7 protein-coding genes are annotated in these 18331 nt (G+C 72.8%); 1 reads left to right on the top strand and 6 read right to left on the bottom strand.

What is annotated here, in order from left to right; genetic code table 11:
- The 4 genes from ACZ7GJ_RS06450 to ACZ7GJ_RS06435 all read right to left on the bottom strand — a co-directional run bounded on the left by ACZ7GJ_RS06450 (position 1) and on the right by ACZ7GJ_RS06435 (position 4377).
- Entirely contained in the window at positions 1-1455 is a 1455-nt protein-coding gene (locus ACZ7GJ_RS06450; RefSeq protein ID WP_470750022.1) for a cytochrome P450, read from the bottom strand.
- 245 nt (positions 1456-1700) lie between these two features.
- The gene (locus tag ACZ7GJ_RS06445) at positions 1701-2597 is read right to left on the bottom strand and encodes a BtpA/SgcQ family protein (RefSeq protein ID WP_470750021.1); all 897 of its coding nucleotides are present in this window, start codon (positions 2595-2597) and stop codon (positions 1701-1703) included.
- Positions 2594-4162, bottom strand: a complete 1569-nt coding sequence (locus tag ACZ7GJ_RS06440) for an amidohydrolase (protein ID WP_470750020.1) — start codon at positions 4160-4162, stop codon at positions 2594-2596. The genes ACZ7GJ_RS06445 and ACZ7GJ_RS06440 overlap by 4 nt, the downstream gene beginning before the upstream one ends.
- 2 nt (positions 4163-4164) lie before the next feature.
- Positions 4165-4377 carry an MbtH family protein gene (locus ACZ7GJ_RS06435; RefSeq protein ID WP_470750019.1) on the bottom strand — a complete coding sequence of 71 codons (213 nt, stop codon included), beginning with the start codon at positions 4375-4377 and terminating at the stop codon, positions 4165-4167.
- A 92-nt stretch (positions 4378-4469) separates the two neighbouring features.
- Between ACZ7GJ_RS06435 and ACZ7GJ_RS06430 the strand changes: the two genes are divergently transcribed.
- On the top strand, positions 4470-5618 hold the full coding sequence (locus tag ACZ7GJ_RS06430) for an alpha/beta hydrolase-fold protein (RefSeq protein ID WP_470750018.1): 1149 nt from the start codon (positions 4470-4472) through the stop codon (positions 5616-5618).
- A 55-nt stretch (positions 5619-5673) separates the two neighbouring features.
- On the opposite strand, the gene ACZ7GJ_RS06425 is transcribed toward ACZ7GJ_RS06430, so the two are convergent.
- Together ACZ7GJ_RS06425 and ACZ7GJ_RS06420 are read right to left on the bottom strand one after the other, a co-directional pair.
- A complete protein-coding gene (locus ACZ7GJ_RS06425; RefSeq protein ID WP_470750017.1) occupies positions 5674-7374 on the bottom strand; it encodes an ABC transporter ATP-binding protein in 1701 nt (566 codons plus the stop codon).
- On the bottom strand, positions 7361-18328 hold the full coding sequence (locus ACZ7GJ_RS06420) for a non-ribosomal peptide synthetase (protein ID WP_470750016.1): 10968 nt from the start codon (positions 18326-18328) through the stop codon (positions 7361-7363). Before ACZ7GJ_RS06420 ends, ACZ7GJ_RS06425 begins: the two co-directional genes overlap by 14 nt.
- Between the last annotated feature and the right edge of the window lie 3 nt (positions 18329-18331).

Raw genomic sequence — 18331 nt, 5'->3', positions numbered from 1 at the left:
CTAGGAGTGCCCGACCGGGCAGGCGCCCGTGGTCACGACCATGAGCTGCGAGTGCGAGAGGTTGTTGAAGTGGACGTCCTTGTCGGCGGTGTTGGCGATCCAGGCGTCCGGGTGGTCGGTGAGGAACTGCCGTACGAAGTTCGTCGCCATCACCATGCCGAGGTTGCGGCCGGGGCAACTGCGGCGCCCCTTGCCGAACGGCATCACGTAGGGCTCGGACCCCTTCTCCTCCTGCAGGAACCGCTCGGGCTGGAAGGCGTCTCCGTACATGGCGTGCAGTGCGTGGATGTTGGGCATCACGCGGGTGCCCGTCTTCAGCCGGTACTTGCGGCCCTCGACCTCCACGTCGAAGTCGTCGATGACCTTGTTGTTGATGACCGAGCCGGGCGGGCTCAGGCGCAGCGTCTCGCTGACGCACGCCTCGACCAGCTCCGCCTTCCGGTCGCCGCTGCTGGAGGTGATCTGCTCGCGCCACTTCGCGTTCTCCGGGAGGAGGACGTACCACAAGGTGGCGAGGATGGTGTTCTGGACCGTGTCCAGACCGGCGATGGAGGCCGTCAGCAGGTCGTCCCGCGTGATCTCCAGCGGGATGCCGAGCTTGCCGTTGCCGGTGGCGACCTGCTCCCACACCGTTCCGGCCCCGGGGGGTCCCTGCAGGACCTCCGCCAGGTGCTCCTGCAACTGTTTGATGTTGTACTGGAGCCGTCGCGCCTCCCGGGTGACCGGCCAGGTCGCCATCGGGAAGTGGACCCGGTTCCAGAAGCGGTTGGAGTAGAACCGCAGGCCCGTGAACGTCTCGTTCAGGGCGAACATGAAGGGCACCTGCGACGTGCTGCCGTCGTGGTCCTTGTAGGACACGGTCAGCGTCATCGCGTCCTGTCCCCAGACGAACTCCCCCATGACCTCACGGGTGTAGTCGCCCGCGATGCGCTTCATGTCGAGCGGCGCGTCATCGGTGAACCCGCCGCACAGCTCGGCTGCCCGCCGGTTGGAGATCGCGGAGATCCGGGTCTGGTCGAAGCCCTTGCCGAGGTTGCGCTTGCGGTCGCCGAAATGCTCCGTGGTGATCTTCTGGAAGGTCATCGCCGACGGCGAGAGCTGTCCGAACGAGTACAGGGCGGGTGTGTCCCGGTCGATGTACTTTCCGGTGACCGCCGGGTTGACCAGGATGTCGGTCGTCGGCCTGTTCACCGCGTACAGCTGGATGTCGAACCCGCGAATACTGCCGACGAAATCCGTGGCCGGCCGGTCCAGGTAGAGATAGTCCCGCGTCTTGTTCCGGCCGATGAGCCCGGACACATCCGTCTCGGAACCGATGAACGGGTAAGTCCTGCCGAAGGCGACGCCCTGCTTCTCGTAGTACCTGCGGTCGAGAACCGTGCGGGCCACCTTCACGGCGAAGGTGAGTGAGGCGGCGCCCGCGACTGCCGCCGGAACTAACGGTAATGATTTCATGATCTGCTCCTCAATTCATGAGGGCAGGATCGGCGAACCGACTCGCCCCGCCCCCGTCAGCGGCTCTTTGGCCCACTCGTGGGGGGAGCAGCTTCCTTGGGTTTCGGAGCTGAAGATCGAGTCATCTTTGGCTTGTTGTGCACGGCCGCGGAATTTCCTCGCACGGTCCCCCCGTCAACGGTCGTCGAATGCGGGTGCAGGCCCGCGCTTTCACGACGACGCCGTCAAATATATGAGGCTCTCAACTATTCCCGCAACGGCGCGGCGGTTGTTGGCTGGTTGAGGTCGTGACGCTCCAGGGCGTCCCGCGCGGTGCACAGCCGCTCGCACACGTCCCGGTCGATGGGGCCGTGCCAGACGCCGCCGGTCTTGATCGAGCTGCCGACGACGGCGCCGTCGGCGTACGGGACGATGCCGGCGAGGTTGTCGACCCGTACGCCCGATCCGGCGACCAGGGGCAGGTCCGTGGCCGCGCGGATGGCCTGGAGGTCGGCGGTCCTGGGCGCGTCGCCGAGCCGGGCGCCGGTGACGATGAGGGCGTCGGCGTCGAACCAGGCGGCGTCCCTGGCCTGTTCGGCCAGCGAGCGGTCGGCCGTGATGGCGTGCGCGCCGAGCTTGACCTGTACGTCGGCCCATACCGCGACGTGGTCGGCGCCGATGGCCCGCCGGTAGCGCAGCATCAGGCCCGCGCGCCCTTCGACGAGCCCCTCGTTGGCCACGTAGGCGTTGACCCACTGGTTGGACCGTACGAACCGGGCCCCCGCGGCGGCGGCGACGGCGAACGACCTGTCGACGGCGTTCGCCAGGCAGTTGATCCCCAGCGGAACGCCCACGGCGCGGGCCACCTCGGCGGCGGCGACGGCCATCGCCGCCGGGGTCTCGGGGCCGATGTCATCGGGCTTGAGGAAGGGGATGTCGCCGTGGTTCTCGATGATCAGGGCGTCGAAGCCGCTCTCGACGAGGATCCGGGCCTCGTCCGTCGCCCGCCGGACCACCGCGTCCATCCCGCGCTGCGGGGTGTACCTCGGAGCACCGGGGAGCGGCAGCAGGTGGATCATGCCTATCAGCGCGAAGCGCCGCCCGAGGAGCCGCTGCGGCTCGCCGGGCCCGGGAGCGCCGCCGGTGCGGCCGGTGACGCTCACGCTCCGGCCTCACGGCCGTCCACGTACGTCGCCACCACCTCGATGTCGCCGATGCGCGAGACCTCGACGCGCCGCGGGTCGTCGCCGAGCACGACCAGGTCGGCCCGTTTGCCCGGGGTGAGGCTGCCCGCGCTGTCCTCCCAGTGGCAGGCGTGGGCGCCGGCGGCGGTGTAGGCGTACAGGGCCTCGTCGACGCTGATGCCCTCGTCCGGGCCGATCAGCCGGCCGGACGCGGACGCGCGCTCGACCATGAACTGGACGGCCCGCAGCGGGGATCCGTCCGCCACCGGCCGGTCGGAGCTGCCGACCAGGGTGATGCCGTGGTCGAGGAATCCCCTGCCCCGGTACAGCCAGGGCGCCCGCGCCTCGCCCGTGATCGCGGCGTAGTCGTCGCCGAAGCTGCGCAGGAAGTTGGGCTGCACGACCGCGCTGACACCGAGCCTCGCGAGGCGCGGGAGCTGATCGGGGCGGATCAGGCCGGCGTGCTCGATGCGGTGCCGGGCGCCGGGACGGGGGCGCAGGCGCTGGGCCCGTTCCAGGGCGTCGAGGGCCACGTCGGCCGCGCGGTCGCCGATGGCGTGCACGGCGAGCTGCCATCCGGCGAGGTGGCCGTCCACGATCGTCCGGGCCAGCACCTCGGGGTCGTCCTGCAACTGGCCCGCGTGGTCCAGTCCTTCGTACGGGGCGGTGAGCGCGGCGGTGCGGGCCATCATGCCGCCGTCGGTGTAGATCTTGAGCGCGCCCACGGAGAGGCGGTCGTCACCGAACCCGGTGCGCAGTCCGAGGTCCAGGGCCCTGGGGATGCCGTCGGCCTCGTGCGCGGCGACCGGACGCAGCCGGTCCGCGGAGACCATGAGCTGTACGCGCAGCGGCAGCAGGCCCTGCTCCCGGGCCAGCTGGTAGGCGCCCAGCTCGACCGGACTGTGGCCGAAGAGGGTGCCGCCGATGCCCGCCTCGGCGCAGGCGGTGATCCCCTCGGCCAGGCAGGTCCGGGCGGCGCGCCCGATCGCCTCGGCCAACTCCTGCTGCGCGTAGGGAAGCCGCAGCGCGCGGGCGGCGCCCATCGCGCCCTCGGTGAGGAAGCCGTTCTCGTGCGGGACGTCCGCGGAGAGCAGTTCCAGGACGGCGGTGTTGACGACGCAGCCGTGCCCGGAGTCGTGCATCACGTACAGCTTGTGGCCGTGGCTGACCTTGTCCAGTTCTGCGGCGGTCAGGTGGCGTCCCAGGGCCCGCTGGTCGTAGCCGGCGATGCTCACCCAGCTCCCGGGTGAACCCTTGCCGAGGACGGCCTCCTCCACGACCGCGAGCACGTCCTCGATCCGTGTGCGGCCCGCGATGGTCGGGGTGTTCTGCTTGATGCCCGTCCAGGACAGGTGGACGTGGGAGTCGATGAATCCGGGGAGCACCGCGGCTCCCTGGAGGTCGATCACCTCGCGGGCGGGCAGGGAGGCCACGGCCTCGTCCAGGCCGACGATCCGGCCTCGCCAGATGCCCAGTTCGCGGGCGACGGGGCGGTCCGGGTCCATGGTGAGGAAGCGGGCGTTCGTCAGCCTGGTGCAGAGCATCGTCAGGCGTCCATCGTCCGCGCGAGCGAACAGGGGCGCATGTCGGTCCAGTTGGTCTCGACGTACTCCAGGCAGGCCTCTCTGGTGCTCTCGGCGAGGACGACCGTCCACCCGCCGGGCACTTCCGCGAAGGACGGCCAGAGCGAGTGCTGGCCCTCGTCGTTCACCAGGACCAGGAAGCGGCCTTCGACATCGTCGAACGGGTTGGTGCTCACGTGGGTGCCTCCCCGAGAACGTCTCGATTAGGTTAGGCTCACCTAATTGCGCCGAGCTTAGTCTCTCCCCTTGCCGCTCACAAGGAGACCTCATGCGCCTGACCGAACCCGTCTCCGGCCACGGGGCCGGCACGGAGCACGACTTCGCCGCATACGGACTGCCCGGCGAACCCGGTACCGAGGCGTTCTGGGCCGCCGCCGGAGCACCCGTGTCGCTGCCCGCATCCGAGGACGGCGACGGCGGTGGCGGCTGGGTGACGTTGTTCCTGTGGCGGGGCTCTTCCGCGCGCATCGGTTTCGAGAGCTGGTCGGAGCCGGTCCCCCTGCGCCGCTGGGGCGACACCGACTGCTGGTACGCCGAGGTCCGCATGCCGGCGCGGCTGCGCGTGACCTACCAGTTCCTCGCGGGCACCGCGGCGCACGCCGACCCGTTCAACCCGGCCGGCGCGGGCGGTGACCGGTCCATCGCCTCGACCCCCGACGCCCCGCCCCAGCCGCACTGGCCCGTCGGCGGCGCCGACGCCGACGCCGCCGACTACGTACTGCCCGTCCCCCGCACCCGGGTCCGCTGGACCAGCGAGCGCCTCGGCGGGCGGCGCACGGTCCGGGTCCACCCGGCGGGCGGCGGCGGACCGGTGGTGCTGCTGCTCGACGGGGACGACTGGCTGTACCTCCACCCGGCCATGGCCGCGTTCGACTCGGCCGTCGCCAGTGGCGAGATGCCCCCCGTGACGCTCGTCTTCCTGCCGACGCGGGACCGGGAGGCGGAGTTCGGGTGCCGGCCCGAGCTGTGGGAGGCGGTCCGGGACGAGCTGCTGCCGCTGGTGGCGGCCACCGGCCTGCCCGCGGACCGGGGCCGCCTGGTGGTCGCCGGGCAGAGCCTCGGCGGGCTGAGCGCGGTGTACGCGGCGCTGGAGTTCCCGGAGCTGGTGTCCCGGGTCGCCTGCCAGTCGGGGTCGTTCTGGTGGACGCCCGGCGCCCCGGACCTGGCGGACCCCATGGGCGGCCCGGTCGGCGGCGCCGTCGCCGCACGCCTGCGGGAGCGCCCCGACCTGTCCGGCCTCCGGGTCGCCTTCGACGTAGGGGAACACGAGACCCGCATGCTGCCCCACTGCGAACTGACCGAGAACCTGGCCCGCCGGGCCGGTGCGACCGTACGCGTCTCGCGGTCGCCGTCGCACCACGACCGGGCGGGCTGGCGGCACGCCCTGCTCAGGGACGTCGCCTGGGCCCTCCGCTAGGGAGTGTCGTCAAAGTGGCGACGCCGCGGACATCCGTCAGACACCCCCTGGAGCTTCAGCGGGCCACCGCCAGGCAGTAGTCCCCGTCGGTGGCCAGGAGGTTGCGGTGGGTGTCCTCGGCGGTGATGACGCCCTCGTCCAGGACGAGGACCCGGTCGGCGGCGTCCAACAGGGCCGGGCTGCTGGTGATCACGACGGTGGTGCGGCCCCGGCGCAGCCGCGCGATGTTGCGCGCGATGAGCTGTTCGGTGACCGCGTCGACGGCTGTCGTCGGGTCGTGCAGGACGAGGATGCCGGCGTCGGCTGCGAGGGCGCGGGCCAGCGAGAGCCGTTGGCGCTGCCCGCCGGAGAGGTTCGCCCCGCGGTCGCGGACGCCGTAGTCGAGTCCCTCGCGGTGCAGGGCGACGACGTCGGTCAGCATGGACGCCTCGACGGCCTCGGGCACCGTCCGGCTGGTGCCCGACGGGTCGATGTTCGTACGGAGGGTGCCGGCGAAGATCTCCCCCTCGTACGGGTTCACCAGCATGTGCTCGCGGACCGCCTCGACCGAGAGGTCGGCCAGGCCCTGCCCGCCGACCCGTACCTCACCCTCGTACGCCTCCGGCGGTACCTTCACGGCCAGGACCGAGGCGAGGTCGGCCGCCGCGCGCGGCTGGTAGACGGCGACCGCCACGAACTCGCCGGCGGACACCCGGAACTTCAGCGCGCGCAGCGCCCCGTACCGGACGCAGTCGATCTCCAGGTCCCCGCCCGCGGCCGGGCGCTCCGTCCCCGGGGTCGTCGCCGGTGGCGCGGCCAGCACCAGCGCCATCCGCTCGGCGGACGCGCGCGCCATCATCACGTACTTGGGCATGTCCGAGAACATCTTGAGCGGCTCCATGATGAACTGGCCCAGCCCGACGGCCATGACGAGTTCACCGACGGTGATCCGCCCGTTGAAGGCCAGCCAGCCAGCCGTCAGGGTCACGGCAGCGGCGAGGGCGGCGTTGAGGAGCATCGCGGTGCCCGCGTACGCGCCGTTGACCACGGCCACGGTGATCGCCTGGTGCTTGGCCTCCGTGCTGACCTTCCGGTAGGAGCGGAACGCCGCGTGGTTGCCGCCGAAGCCGTGGAGCGGGCGCAGTCCCGTGATCAGGTCCGCCACCTTCGCGCCCGCCCGCGCCACCCGGGCCTGCTGTTCGCGGGTGCTGGAGCCGATCCGCCGGGACATCACGCTCAGGACCGACAGGATCGCGACGGTCCCGGCGATCACCAGCAGGCCGAGGCGGACGTCGGCCAGCCCCAGCGCGACCGCCGCGACCAGCACCGCGACCAGGGAGCTGATCAGCAGCGGCACCACCTCGATGATGTCGGCCGTCTGGTCGGCGTCCTCGGTGGCGATGGTCAGCACCTCGCCGGACTTCAGGTCGACGTCCCTGGCCACCGGCTGGAGTCCGCAGTCGGCGACCCGCACCCGCCAGCGGTGCGCCTCGGTCGTGTTGGCCTTCTGCAGGATGCGCATCCCGAACCGCCACGACAGCGAAACGGTCGTGATGATCACGGCCAGCGCGGCGATCGACAGGGCGAGTGCGCCGAGGCTGCGGTCCTGCATCGTGTGCTCGACGATCAGGCCGAGCGCGATGGGGAAGGCGGTCTCACCGGCCTGGTACAGGCCCATGAGGACGGTGCCCCAGGTCATGGCGCCGACGTTGCGGCGCAGCGCGGTGCGCAGGATGTCGGACCCCGGGCGGGGCCGCTGCGTGTCAGGAGTCTTCATCGAGGTGGCGGGCAATCGCTTCCGGGGTCCGCAGGGTGAACAGATCGCGGATGGTGATCACTGGACCGTACTCCCGGCGGAGCAGCCCGATCAGCCGCACCGCCAGCATGGAGTGCCCCCCGAGGGACACGAAGTCGCCCACCGCGCTCACCTCTTCGTCGTCCAGGTCCAGTGCCTCCGCGAAGAACTCGCAGACCACGGTCTCGGTCCCGGTCCGCGGGCCGCGCTCCCCCGCGGTGGTCAGCGCGCCGAGCGGCCTGGCCTCCGGCAACGCCTTGGTGTCCGCCTTCCCGTTGACCGTCAGCGGGATGGCGTCGACCTGCGCGTAGTGCGTCGGACGCAGGAAGTCCGGCAGCGCGGCGCCCACTTCGGCGGCGACCTCCGCGAGGTCGGCGCCGTCCAGTACGAGGTAGGCGGCCAGCCGGTACGTGCCGTCGACCTGCGGGTCGGGCTGGGCGACCGCGGCGGCGAACCGCACCGCCGGGTGCGCGGCGAACGCGGCCTCGACCTCGCCCGGCTCGACGCGGTGTCCGCGGATCTTGACCTGTTGGTCGGTGCGGCCGAGGTACATCAGGTTCCCGTCGGGCCGCCGCACCACCAGGTCCCCGGTGCGGTACATGCGCTCGCCGGGTGCGCCGAAGGGGCAGGCGACGAACCGGTGGGCCGTCTGGGCGGGCTGCCCGAGGTAGCCGCGGGCGATGCCGATGCCCGATACGTACAGCTCACCGGGCACCCCGTCGGGCAGGGGGCGCAGCCACGGGTCCAGCACGTACACGTCGGTGTTGTCGATCGCCACGCCCACCACCGGGTCCTGGCATTCGAAGGTGCCGACGCCGAGGGTGTTGATCGTGTACTCGGTGGGGCCGTACAGGTTGTAGCCGGCCGTCCCCTTCGTCTCGGCGAGGCGCTGCCACAGCGTCGGGGTGACGGCCTCGCCGCCCAGCAGTACCAGCGCGGGCCGCCGGTCCGGGTCGTCGAGCAGGCCCTCGGCCACCAGTTGCTGCGCGTAGGTGGGGGTCACGTTGATGACGTCGATCCCGTGCTCCAGGCAGTACTCGACGAGGCGGGGGGCGTCACGGCGCAGTTCCTCGTCGCAGATGTGCACCTCGTGGCCGTCGGCGAGCCACAGCAGTTCCTCCCAGGACATGTCGAAGGCGAACGACACGGTGTGGGCGATCCGGAAGACCCGGTGGCCGTGCTCCGCCAGCACCGGCTCGAAGATCCGGCGCTGGTGGTTGATCAGCATGTTGGTGAGTCCGGCGTGCTCGGTCACCACGCCCTTCGGCCGCCCGGTCGATCCGGAGGTGTAGATCGTGTACGCGGGGTGCCGCAGGCGGTCCCGGTCGTCCGGCGCGAAGGTCACGAACGGCTCGGCCGGAGGGAGGGGCCGGTCCAGCTCGATCAGGTCGCCCGTGAGGCGGGGCGACACCGCGCTCACGGTGAGGGTGAGGTCGGGGCGGGCGTCCGCGACGATCGCGGCGATCCGCTCGTCCGGGTGGTCCAGCTCCAGCGGCACGTACGCGGCGCCCGTGCGCAGTACGGCGAACAGCGCCACGATCGAGTCGATGGAGCGCGGGATCGCGAGCCCCACCGTCGAACCGGGGCCGATGCCGCGCCGGGCGAGGACACCCGCCACCGCGCGGCTGCGGTCCCGCAGCCGGGCGAAGGTCATGGTCGAGCCGTGGGCGACGAGCGCGGCCCGGCTCGGGGCGCGGTCCGCCGCCCGGTCGAACCGGTCGACCACGGTGTCCGTGCCGACGTCCGTACGCCCGGTGGCCCCGGGTTTCGGTGCCAGGCCGGGCAGCGCGCCCAGCGGGCCGCTCGCCCCGGCGAGTTCGGCGAGTACGCGCACGTAGTCGTCCAGGAGCCGCCGGGCGCCCTCCGGGTCGCCGTCCCGGTACTCCAGCTTGACGGTGAGCCGGTCGCCGGGCGTGACGACCCAGGTGAAGGGGTAGTGCGTGGAGTCGTCGGCCCGCACTTCGGTGATGCCGTGCCGGGCGTTCATCTCGGCGAACGCCTCCATGTCCAGGAAGTTCTGGAGCACGAACAGGTTGTCGAACAGGGTGTCGTGTCCGCTGGCCCGCTGGATCTCGCCGAGCCCGAGGTGCTCGTGCTCCATCGCCTCGACCCGCGCCGCCTGTACGGCCGACAGGTACTCCCGGACCGTGTCGCCCGGCCGGGCCCGCGTCCACATGGGCACGGTGTTGAGCAGTACGCCGACGATGCCGGACAGGCCCTCGCCCTCCCGGCCGGAGACCGTCACTCCGAACACGGCGTCACCGCGGCCGGTGCGTGCGCCCAGCAGGAGGCCGAAGGCGCCGGTCAGCACCGAGTTCAGCGTGACGCCGTGCGCCCTGGCCGATTCCCGCAGCCGGTCCGACTGTTCGGCGCAGAGCGTGTGCAGGAGCGTGCCCGGGAGGCCCTCGGCAAGGGCCGGCGCCGGTCCGGCGAGCAGCGTCGGGCCCGCGAGGCCGCTCAGGTGCTGGGCCCAGAACCGTTCCGATACGGCGGGGTCCTTGGCGTCGAGGGCCCGGGCGTACTCCTCGAAGCCCGGTACGGCCGGTGCCGGGGCCGTCAACCCGCCCGCCGCGGCGGCCTCGTAGGCCTCGAACAGGTCCCGCAGCACGATCTCGCGGGACCAGCCGTCCCACAGCAGCAGGTGGTAGCTCAGCAGCAGGCCGTCGCGGCCGCCGGGCAGGCGCACCACGGTCAGCCTGATCAGCGGCGGCTCGCCGGGGTCGAAGCCGGTGTCCCGGTCCCGGGCGAGCAGGGCGTCGACCTCCGCGTCCGTGGACAGGGTGAGCGTGCGGACGCCGACCCGCCGGCCGGCCGCGAGGACCTGCACGGCATTCCCGTCGTCGTCGGTGGTGAAGCCGGCGCCCACCACCGGGTGCCGCGCGATCACCCAGGCCATCGCCTCGGCCAGCGCTCCGGTGTCCAGGCGCCGGTCGAAGGTGAACCAGCTCTGGGCCACGTAGTGTCCGGCCGGTCCCGCCAGTTGGGCCTGGAAGTACAGGCCGCGCTGGAGCGGGGTGACCGGCGCGGTGCGCTCGGCCGTCGCGGCGGCGTCCGCGATGCGTTCCAGTGCGCGCAGCCAGTGCCCGGTGATCTCGTCGGGGACGCCTTCGGCGAGGGTGAAGGCCGCGTGCAGGCTTCCGGTGGCCGCGTCGGTCCATGCGTTGACCTCGACGGCGTACGGGCCGGCCTGATCGGCGCCGGTGATCTGCGGAACCTGCGACTCGCCGCTCCGGCCGAGGTAGTTGAACAGGACCTGCGGGCGGGCCGCCAGCAGCGGGGCCGTCTGCGGGTTGAGGTACCTGAGCCCGCCGTAGGCCAGGTGCGCGCGCTCGTCCGGCAGGCGTTCCGCGACCTCGCGGGCCGCCGCGACGGGGTCGGTGTGCGCCGTGAGCCGCACGGGTGCGATCGAGGTGAACCAGCCGACGGTACGCGTGTAGTCGTGGTGTTCCTCCACCGGGACCCGGCCGTGCCGCTCCAGCTCGACCGCGAGGTCGGTGGGCGAGGGCTGGACGCGGGTCAGCGCCGTGCGCAGCGCGCCGCACAGCAGTTCGGTGGGGCCGATGCCGAGTGCGGCGGGCGCGGTACGGGTCACGAGGTCGCTCACCGGGGGCGGGAGCACCACCGTGGTCTCGCGCAGCTTCTCGGCGACGGGCAGTAGCGGGGGTGCCTGGAGGGTGGTGACCCAGTGCCCGAGGTCATCGGTCGCGTGGGCGGACCGGTACGCCAGCGCCTGCGCGTACTCGGCGTACGGGGTGGTCGCCGGGGCCGGAGGCGTGCCGCGCATGGCGGCGGCCAGGTCGTCCAGCAGGACCAGCCAGGACACCGAGTCGACGGCGAGGTGGTGCGCGGTGACCACCAGGGTCCGGCCGGCCTCCAGCCACGAGAACGCGATGACCTGCCCGGCCTCGGGGTCGAGCCGTCCCGCGGCTTCGTCGGCCGCGGCCGTCGCGTCGGGCGCGTCCGTCCGTACGACGGTGACCTCGCGGGCGGGTTCGGTGCTCAGTGCCCACACCCCGTGCTGGACGCGCAGCCGCAGCCGCAGGACTGGGTGTGCGGCCACGACCGCTTCGGCGGCGCGCCGGGCCTCGGCGTAGCCGGTGCCCTCGGGTGCCACCAGCGTCCTGGCTTGGGCGAACCGGGCGAGGGATCCGCCCAGTTCGCGCTGGCGCAGGAAGATCGGCGTCGGCGTCAGCGGGCCGTCCTCGCGGGCGGCGGGCGCCGGCGCCGCGGACTGCGGTGCGCCCGCCCCGAGGAGCTCGGCGAGGGCGCGGGGGGTCTTGAGCAGGAACACGTCCCGTGGCGTGATCGCGAGGCCGAGCGCCCTGGCCCGGTTGACCACGGTGATGGCGAGGATGCTGTCGCCCCCGGCCCGGAAGAAGTCGGTGTCGCCGTCCACCGCGATGCCGGGCAGCGTCGCGGTGAAGATGCCGACCAGCGCGGTGAGCGCGGAGCCGGCGGCGGGCGCCGGGGCCACCGTGGTGTCGCTCCGGGCGGCTCGCTCGGCCAGGGCCCTGCGGTCCAGTTTGCCGTTGACCGTCAGCGGCAGGGCCTCGACCGGGAGCACCCGGGCGGGCACCATGTGCGCGGGCAGCTTCGCGGCGAGGGGACCGGTGAGGTCGGCGGCCTCGCCGGGAGCCCGGCGGACGACGTGCGCGACCAGGTGGTCGCCGCTGTCGGCCACGGTGACGGCCGCGTCGAGGACGCCGCCCAGTTCCCTGATCGCGGACTCCACCTCGCCGAGTTCGACGCGGAAGCCCTTGAGCTGCACCTGGTCGTCGGCGCGCCCGGCGAACTCCAGCTCGCCGTCGAGCGTACGGCGGGCCAGGTCGCCGGTGTGGTACATGCGGGAGCCGCCGCCCGCGAACGGGTCCGCCACGAACCTGCCGGCGGTGAGCCCCGGCCGGCCCAGGTAGCCGAGGGCCACCTGGTCGCCGGCGACGTAGACGGCGCCCACCCGGCCCGGCGGCACCGGACGGAGCCGGTCGTCGAGTACGTGGGTGACCAGCCCGGGAATCGCGGTTCCGATCGGGCCGGCGCAGCCGCCGGGGCCGAAGTCCCGTTCGGTCAGGACCCGGTGGGTGACGTGGACGGTCGTCTCGGTGATGCCGTACATGTTGACCAGCTCGGGCGAAGCGGTTCCGTGCCGCTCGACCCAGCCGCGCAGCCGCCCGAGGTCCAGCGCTTCGCCGCCGAAGATGATCCGGCGCAGTGCCGGGAGCGGTTCGCCCGCCTGCCGGTCGGCCTCGATGAACTGGTGGAAGGCCGAGGGGGTCTGGTTGAGCACGGTCACTCCGTGTTCGCGCACCATCCGGTGGAAGTCGACCGGCGAGCGCGTCAGCCCGTACTCCGGCACCAGCAGCCGGCCGCCGTGCGCCAGGGCCCCCCACAGCTCCCAGACCGCGAAGTCGAAGGAGTAGGAGTGGAACTGGACCCAGACGTCCTGCGTACCGAAGTCCATGTCGGGCCGGGTGTTTTCGAGCAGCGTCACCACGCCGGAGTGCGGGACGACGACGCCCTTGGGCCTGCCGGTCGAGCCGGAGGTGTAGATCACGTAGGCGGGATCGTGCCAGCCCGCCCCGCCACTCGCCGGAGGCGGTACCGCGGTGTCCGGGTGCGCCTCCTCTCCTTGTACGAGTACGCGGGCTGGCACGCCCGCCCGCGCGAGCAGGCGGGTGAAGCGCTCGCGCTGCCCGGGGCCCACGAGCACGACCTGCGGGGCGGCGTCGGCGAGGATGAACTCCAGCCGTTCGTCGGGGTAGTCGAGGTCCAGGGGTACGTACGCGCCGCCCGCGCTCACGACGGCGACCAGGGCGACGACCTGCTCGACGGAGCGCGGAACGGCGATGGCCGCGCGGCCGCCCGGCCCGACTCCGGCCGCGCGCAGGACGGCCGCCAACTCCTCCTTCATGCGGGCCAGTTCGCCGTAGCTGATCGATCGGGTAGGGCCGTCGAGGGCGCACTGGGTGACGGCGGTGGCCGCCGGGTCGCGGCGTGCGGCGGCGTCGAAGAGTGCGCCCAGGGTCGTCGGGGTGATCCGTGCGGGAGGCCGGGCGTCCCCGGGCGCCAGGGCGTCGACCGGGGCGTCCGGGCGGGTGAGCAGGGCGGTGAGGGTACGGGTGAAGGTGTCCAGGATCGCCCGTGCGCCCGGCTCCCCCAGCAGGGCGCCGTCGTAGATCAGGTTGAAGCGCGGACGGCCGTCGGGCGTGCGCTCCACCACGAGCGTCAACGGGTAGTGCGGGGCTCCCTCGTTCACTACGCCGGTGATGACCAGCGTGTCGTCCGGCCGTCGCAGGCCCGCCACGTCGGTCGCGACGTCGAAGACGACCAGGGTGTCGAACAGCGGGCCCGCGCCTGCCTGTCGGCCGAGGCCCGCCAGCGAGACGTGCTGGTGCGCCTGCACCGCGGCCTGGTGTTCGCGCACCGAGGCGAGCAGCTCGCGGGCCGTGGTCTTCGGGGCCCACCGGGCGCGTACGGGGATCGTGTTGATGAACAGGCCCACCATGTCCTCGATGCCGGGCACGTCCGCGTCACGCCCGGACACCGTCGAACCGAACACGACGTCCCTGCCGTGCAGGAGGCCGCCCAGTGTCACCGCCCAGGCGCTGTGCACGGCCACGCTCAGCGGCACGCCCGCCGACCGGGCGGCCTCCTCGACGCCCCCCTCCGGCTCCACGGCGGTGTCGGCGAAGCGGTCGGACGGGGTGTGCCCCTCGGCGACGAGCGAGGGGCCGGGGAGCTCGGCGAGCTGCTCGCGCCACACGCGCTCGCTCTCGCCCGCGTCGCGTCCCGCCAGCCAGGCCACGTAGTCGGTGAAGCCTCCGAGCGGATACACGGTCCCCGGGGCGTGGTACTCGGCCAGCAGCGCGCGGAGCATCGGCGGCACCGACCAGCCGTCGGCGATGATGTGGTGGACGGTCTGCACCAGGACGCTGCGGCCGGCGCCCGCGCGGATGAGCGTGTACCGCATCAGCGGGCCGGTGGCGAGGTCGAACCCGGCGCGGCGGTCCCGCTCGGCGAGGGCGCGGAGCTCTTCGCCGGTGATGCCGGGGCGGTCCAGGACGGTGAACGGGGGCTGCACGCCGTTCTCCAGTACGCAGACCACGCGGCCGTCGGCGAGCGCCGTGAACCGCGCGGCCAGGTTGGGGAACAGCGCGAGCAGCCGGGTGGCGGCCGCCGCGAGCCGGTCGGGGTCCACCTCTCCGTCGAGTGTCAGGAGCTGCTGCTCGACGTAGTTGCCCGCGGAGTCGTCGTCGAAGACCGAGTGGAAGTACAGGCCCTCCTGCAGCGGGGTGAGCGGCAGGACGTCGCGCAGCGCCGGGCCGTCCAGGTCGTCGACGTCGGCCTGGGTGAGCGCCACCAGGCCGAAGTCGCTGGGCGAGTGGCCGCCGCGGTCGAGTGCGGCCAGCCCGGTCAGGGCCTCCCGGAAGTACCCGCCGATGGTCGCGGCGTCCCGGTCGGTGAGCAGCCCGTCGGGCCAGGAGATGGTGGTGGCCAGCTCGTACGCGCCGCCCGGGGCGGGCTCGGCGATGGCGTTGAACTCCAGGGCGCGCGGCAGGCGCATCCTCGGGTCGCGCCGCTCCCCCAACTGGCCGGTGGTGCCCGCGAGTTCCCAGTCACCACACGCTCCGGCAGCGAAGCGGCCCAGGTAGTTGAACAGGACCTGCGGTGCGGGCGCGTCGAACCCGGCGCCACTGAGGTAGCGCAGGGCGCCGTAGGGCAGGCCGTTGCCCGGCACCCGGGCGAGGTCCTCCTTGACGGCCTTGAGGGCGGCGGCCAGGTACGCGGGATCGGTGGGGTCGGCCGCCGCGCCGGGGTCCACGGTCACCGGGAACAGGGTGGTGAACCAGCCCACGGTCCGCGACAGTTCCGGCTCGAAGCCGGCGGCGTCCGCGAGGAGGTGCCCTTCTCGGCCGTGGCCCTCCAGTTCGACGTGCGCGAACGTCTGGTCCTGCCCGAGGTCACGGCGCCACCGGACGAGGGTGACGGCGAGGGCGGTCAGCAGCACGTCGTTGACGCCCGCGTGGAACCTCGCGGGGATCTCGCCCAGCAGCGCGGCCGTGACATCGGCGCCGACCGACACGGTCGTCACCCGCTCCCGCTCGACGGTGTCGGCCTCGGACAGCCCGCGCCGGCCCACCGGGGCGTCCGCCCCGGGCAGCGGGCGCCGGAAGTGGGCCCGGTCGGCGTCGAACGGGGCCCGCTCCAGCAGCTGGGTCCAGCGCCGGAACGAAGTGCCCACCGGCGGCAGCTCGATCGGCGCGCCCGAGGAAAGGTGCCGCCACGCCGTGGCGAAGTCCTCCATCAGGATCCGCCAGGACACTCCGTCGACCACCACGTGGTGGACGGCCACGACCAACTGCCGTGCCCCGCGGCGCCAGACGGCACGCAGCATCACGCCCTCGTCCGGATCCAGCCCGCCGGCGGCGAGTGCGACGCACTCGTCGAGCGGCCGGTCACTCTCCTGCCATGCCGCTACGGCCCGGTCCGCCGCCGGGACATCCAAGCTCCAGCGGTCGCCGCGTACCAGCTTGGCGCGCAGCATGTCGTGCCGTGCGACCACGGCGGTGAGGATCGCGCCGAGCGCGTCGGCGGTGAGCTCCGCGGGGGTGTTCAGCACCACCGACTGCACGAAGCCGTCGATCGCGTCCGTGGTCTCGCCGAGCCACCGCACGATGGGCGATCCGGTGACCGGGCCCGTCGCGATGTCCTCGTGGTCCACGGTGTCGGCGCCCGCACGGCCCGCCACCGCCGCCAGCGCCCCGAGGACGCTGTTGGTGAAGATCTGCCGCGCCGTGACGTGGAGGCCCGCGGCACGTAACGCGCTCAGCAGCGAGATCGCCAGGATGCTGTCTCCGCCGAGCAGGAAGAAGTCCTGGTCGGCGCCGACCTCTTCCAGTCGCAGCAGCGCCGCGACCGCCGCGCACACCAGGCGCTCGTTCTCGGTGGCGGGCGGGACGTGCGGTCCCGTCCCGATCGCGGGTTCCGGCAGCGCGGCGCGGTCGAGCTTGCCGTTCGCGGTGAGCGGGAACTCCTTCATCACCACGATGTGGGCGGGCACCATGTACTCCACCATGTGCCCGGCGGTCCATTCCCTGACCTCCTGCGCCCGCAGGTCCGCGGCTCCGGCGGCCGGGATCACGTACCCCACCAGGTAGGTGCCGCCCGCCGCGTTCTTCCTCGCGACGACGCAGGTGTGACGTACCGCTGGATGCTCCGAGAGGGCGGCTTCCACGTCCTCCAGCTCCAGCCGCATGCCGCGGATCTTGATCTGGTTGTCGGCCCGGCCGAGGAAGTCCAGCGAGCCGTCCGGGGCGAAGCGGGCGAGGTCGCCGGTGCGGTACAGCCGGGACCCGTCCCCGGAGAAGGGGTCCGCGACGAACCGGGAGGCCGTCAGGCCGGGTGCGCCCGCGTAGCCGCGCCCGAGGAGGAAGCCACCGACGTACAGCTCGCCGCCGACGCCGACCGGGACCGGGCGCAGCTCGTCGTCCAGGACGTACAGCCGGGTGTTGGGGTTGGGTGTGCCGATCGAGGTCGACAGGCGTTCCGCCGCGCCCCGGTAGACGACGTGCGAGACGCCGATCGTCGTCTCGGCCGGGCCGTAGCCGTGGTACATCGGTATGTCGAGACGGGTGCGGAACCGCTCGTACAGCTCCGGGGTCAGGACCTCGCCGCCGCACCAGACGTGCCGCAGGCTGTTCAGCCGCCCGGAGTCGCCCGTGATCTCCAGCAGTACGTCCAGCATGGACGACACCAGGTACGTGAAGGTGACGCGCTGCTCGGCGATCACGCTCAGCAGGTGGTGCGGGTCGCGTTCGCCGCCGGGGCGCAGGACGACCAGCCGGCCGCCGCACACCAGAGGCAGGAAGATCTCGTTGATGGAGATGTCGAACGACAGCGGAGCCTTGAACAGTGACGCGTCGTCGTGGCCGAAGCCGAGGATCTCGTCGACCTGCCACAGCAGGCGCTCGCTGATCGCTTCGTGGCGGATCATCGCGCCCTTGGGCCGGCCCGTGGATCCGGATGTGAAGATCACGTAGGCGAGGGATGCGCCGGGGGCGGTGATGCCGGTGCCCTCGCCGGGGTACGAGCCGAACCGCCAGTCGCCGAGGTCGACGGCCACGGCTTCGGGTTCGGGATCGGGTTCGGGATCGGCTTCGGGTTCGGGATCGGCTTCGGGTTCGGGATCGGCGTCGAGTTCGCCCCCGTCGCGCTCGGCCGGGCCGCCCAGTTGCAGTACGACGCGGGCGTCTTCGATGACGACGGCCCGGCGCGCGGCCGGCCAGTGCGGGTCGAGCGGCACGAAGGCCGCCCCGGCCTGGAGCACGGCGAGGAGTCCGACCACCATCTCGACGGAGCGCTCCAGCGAGATGCCGACGACCTGTTCGGCGGTGATTCCTCGCTCGACGAGGTGGTGGGCCAACTGGCTGGAGAGTTCTGCTGCCTGACCGTACGTCAGCGATCGGTGCCCGTCGACGATGGCGACGGCGTCCGGCCTGGTGCGCGCCTGTTCGCGGAACATCTCCACGATGGTCGGGCGGACCCGGTCCGCGCGGGTGTCGTTCCACTCGGCCAGGGTCGCTATCCTCGCCGCCACGCTGGACGGAGCGATGGTGCCGATGGGCCGGTCCGGGAAATCGGCCAGGTCGTCCAGCGCGAGCTGGGCGTCGGCCAGCGCGACGCCTTCGGGGACGGCGACGGCCGGGCCGTCCACTCCGTCCGCCCCGGCCCCGCCGTTGTCGACCCACGCGAGGACGTCGGCGAACAGGGTGCCCGCGGTGAGCTCCAGGCCGTCGGGGCTCCGGCCCGTCGCCCAGAACGACAGCGCGACGGCGCACGCTGCGGCGATGTTCGCCTCGGAGTGGTCCCCGGTCCGTCGGCGCAGGCCGGCCAGGCGCGCGGGGGACAGCCGCACGAGACGAGCGGTCGGTTCCGTCATCGA

The organism is Streptomyces sp. NPDC037242 (assembly GCF_055604165.1).
The sequence above is the reverse complement of the archived record's forward strand: the minus strand, read 5'-3'. Positions and strand labels throughout refer to the sequence as shown.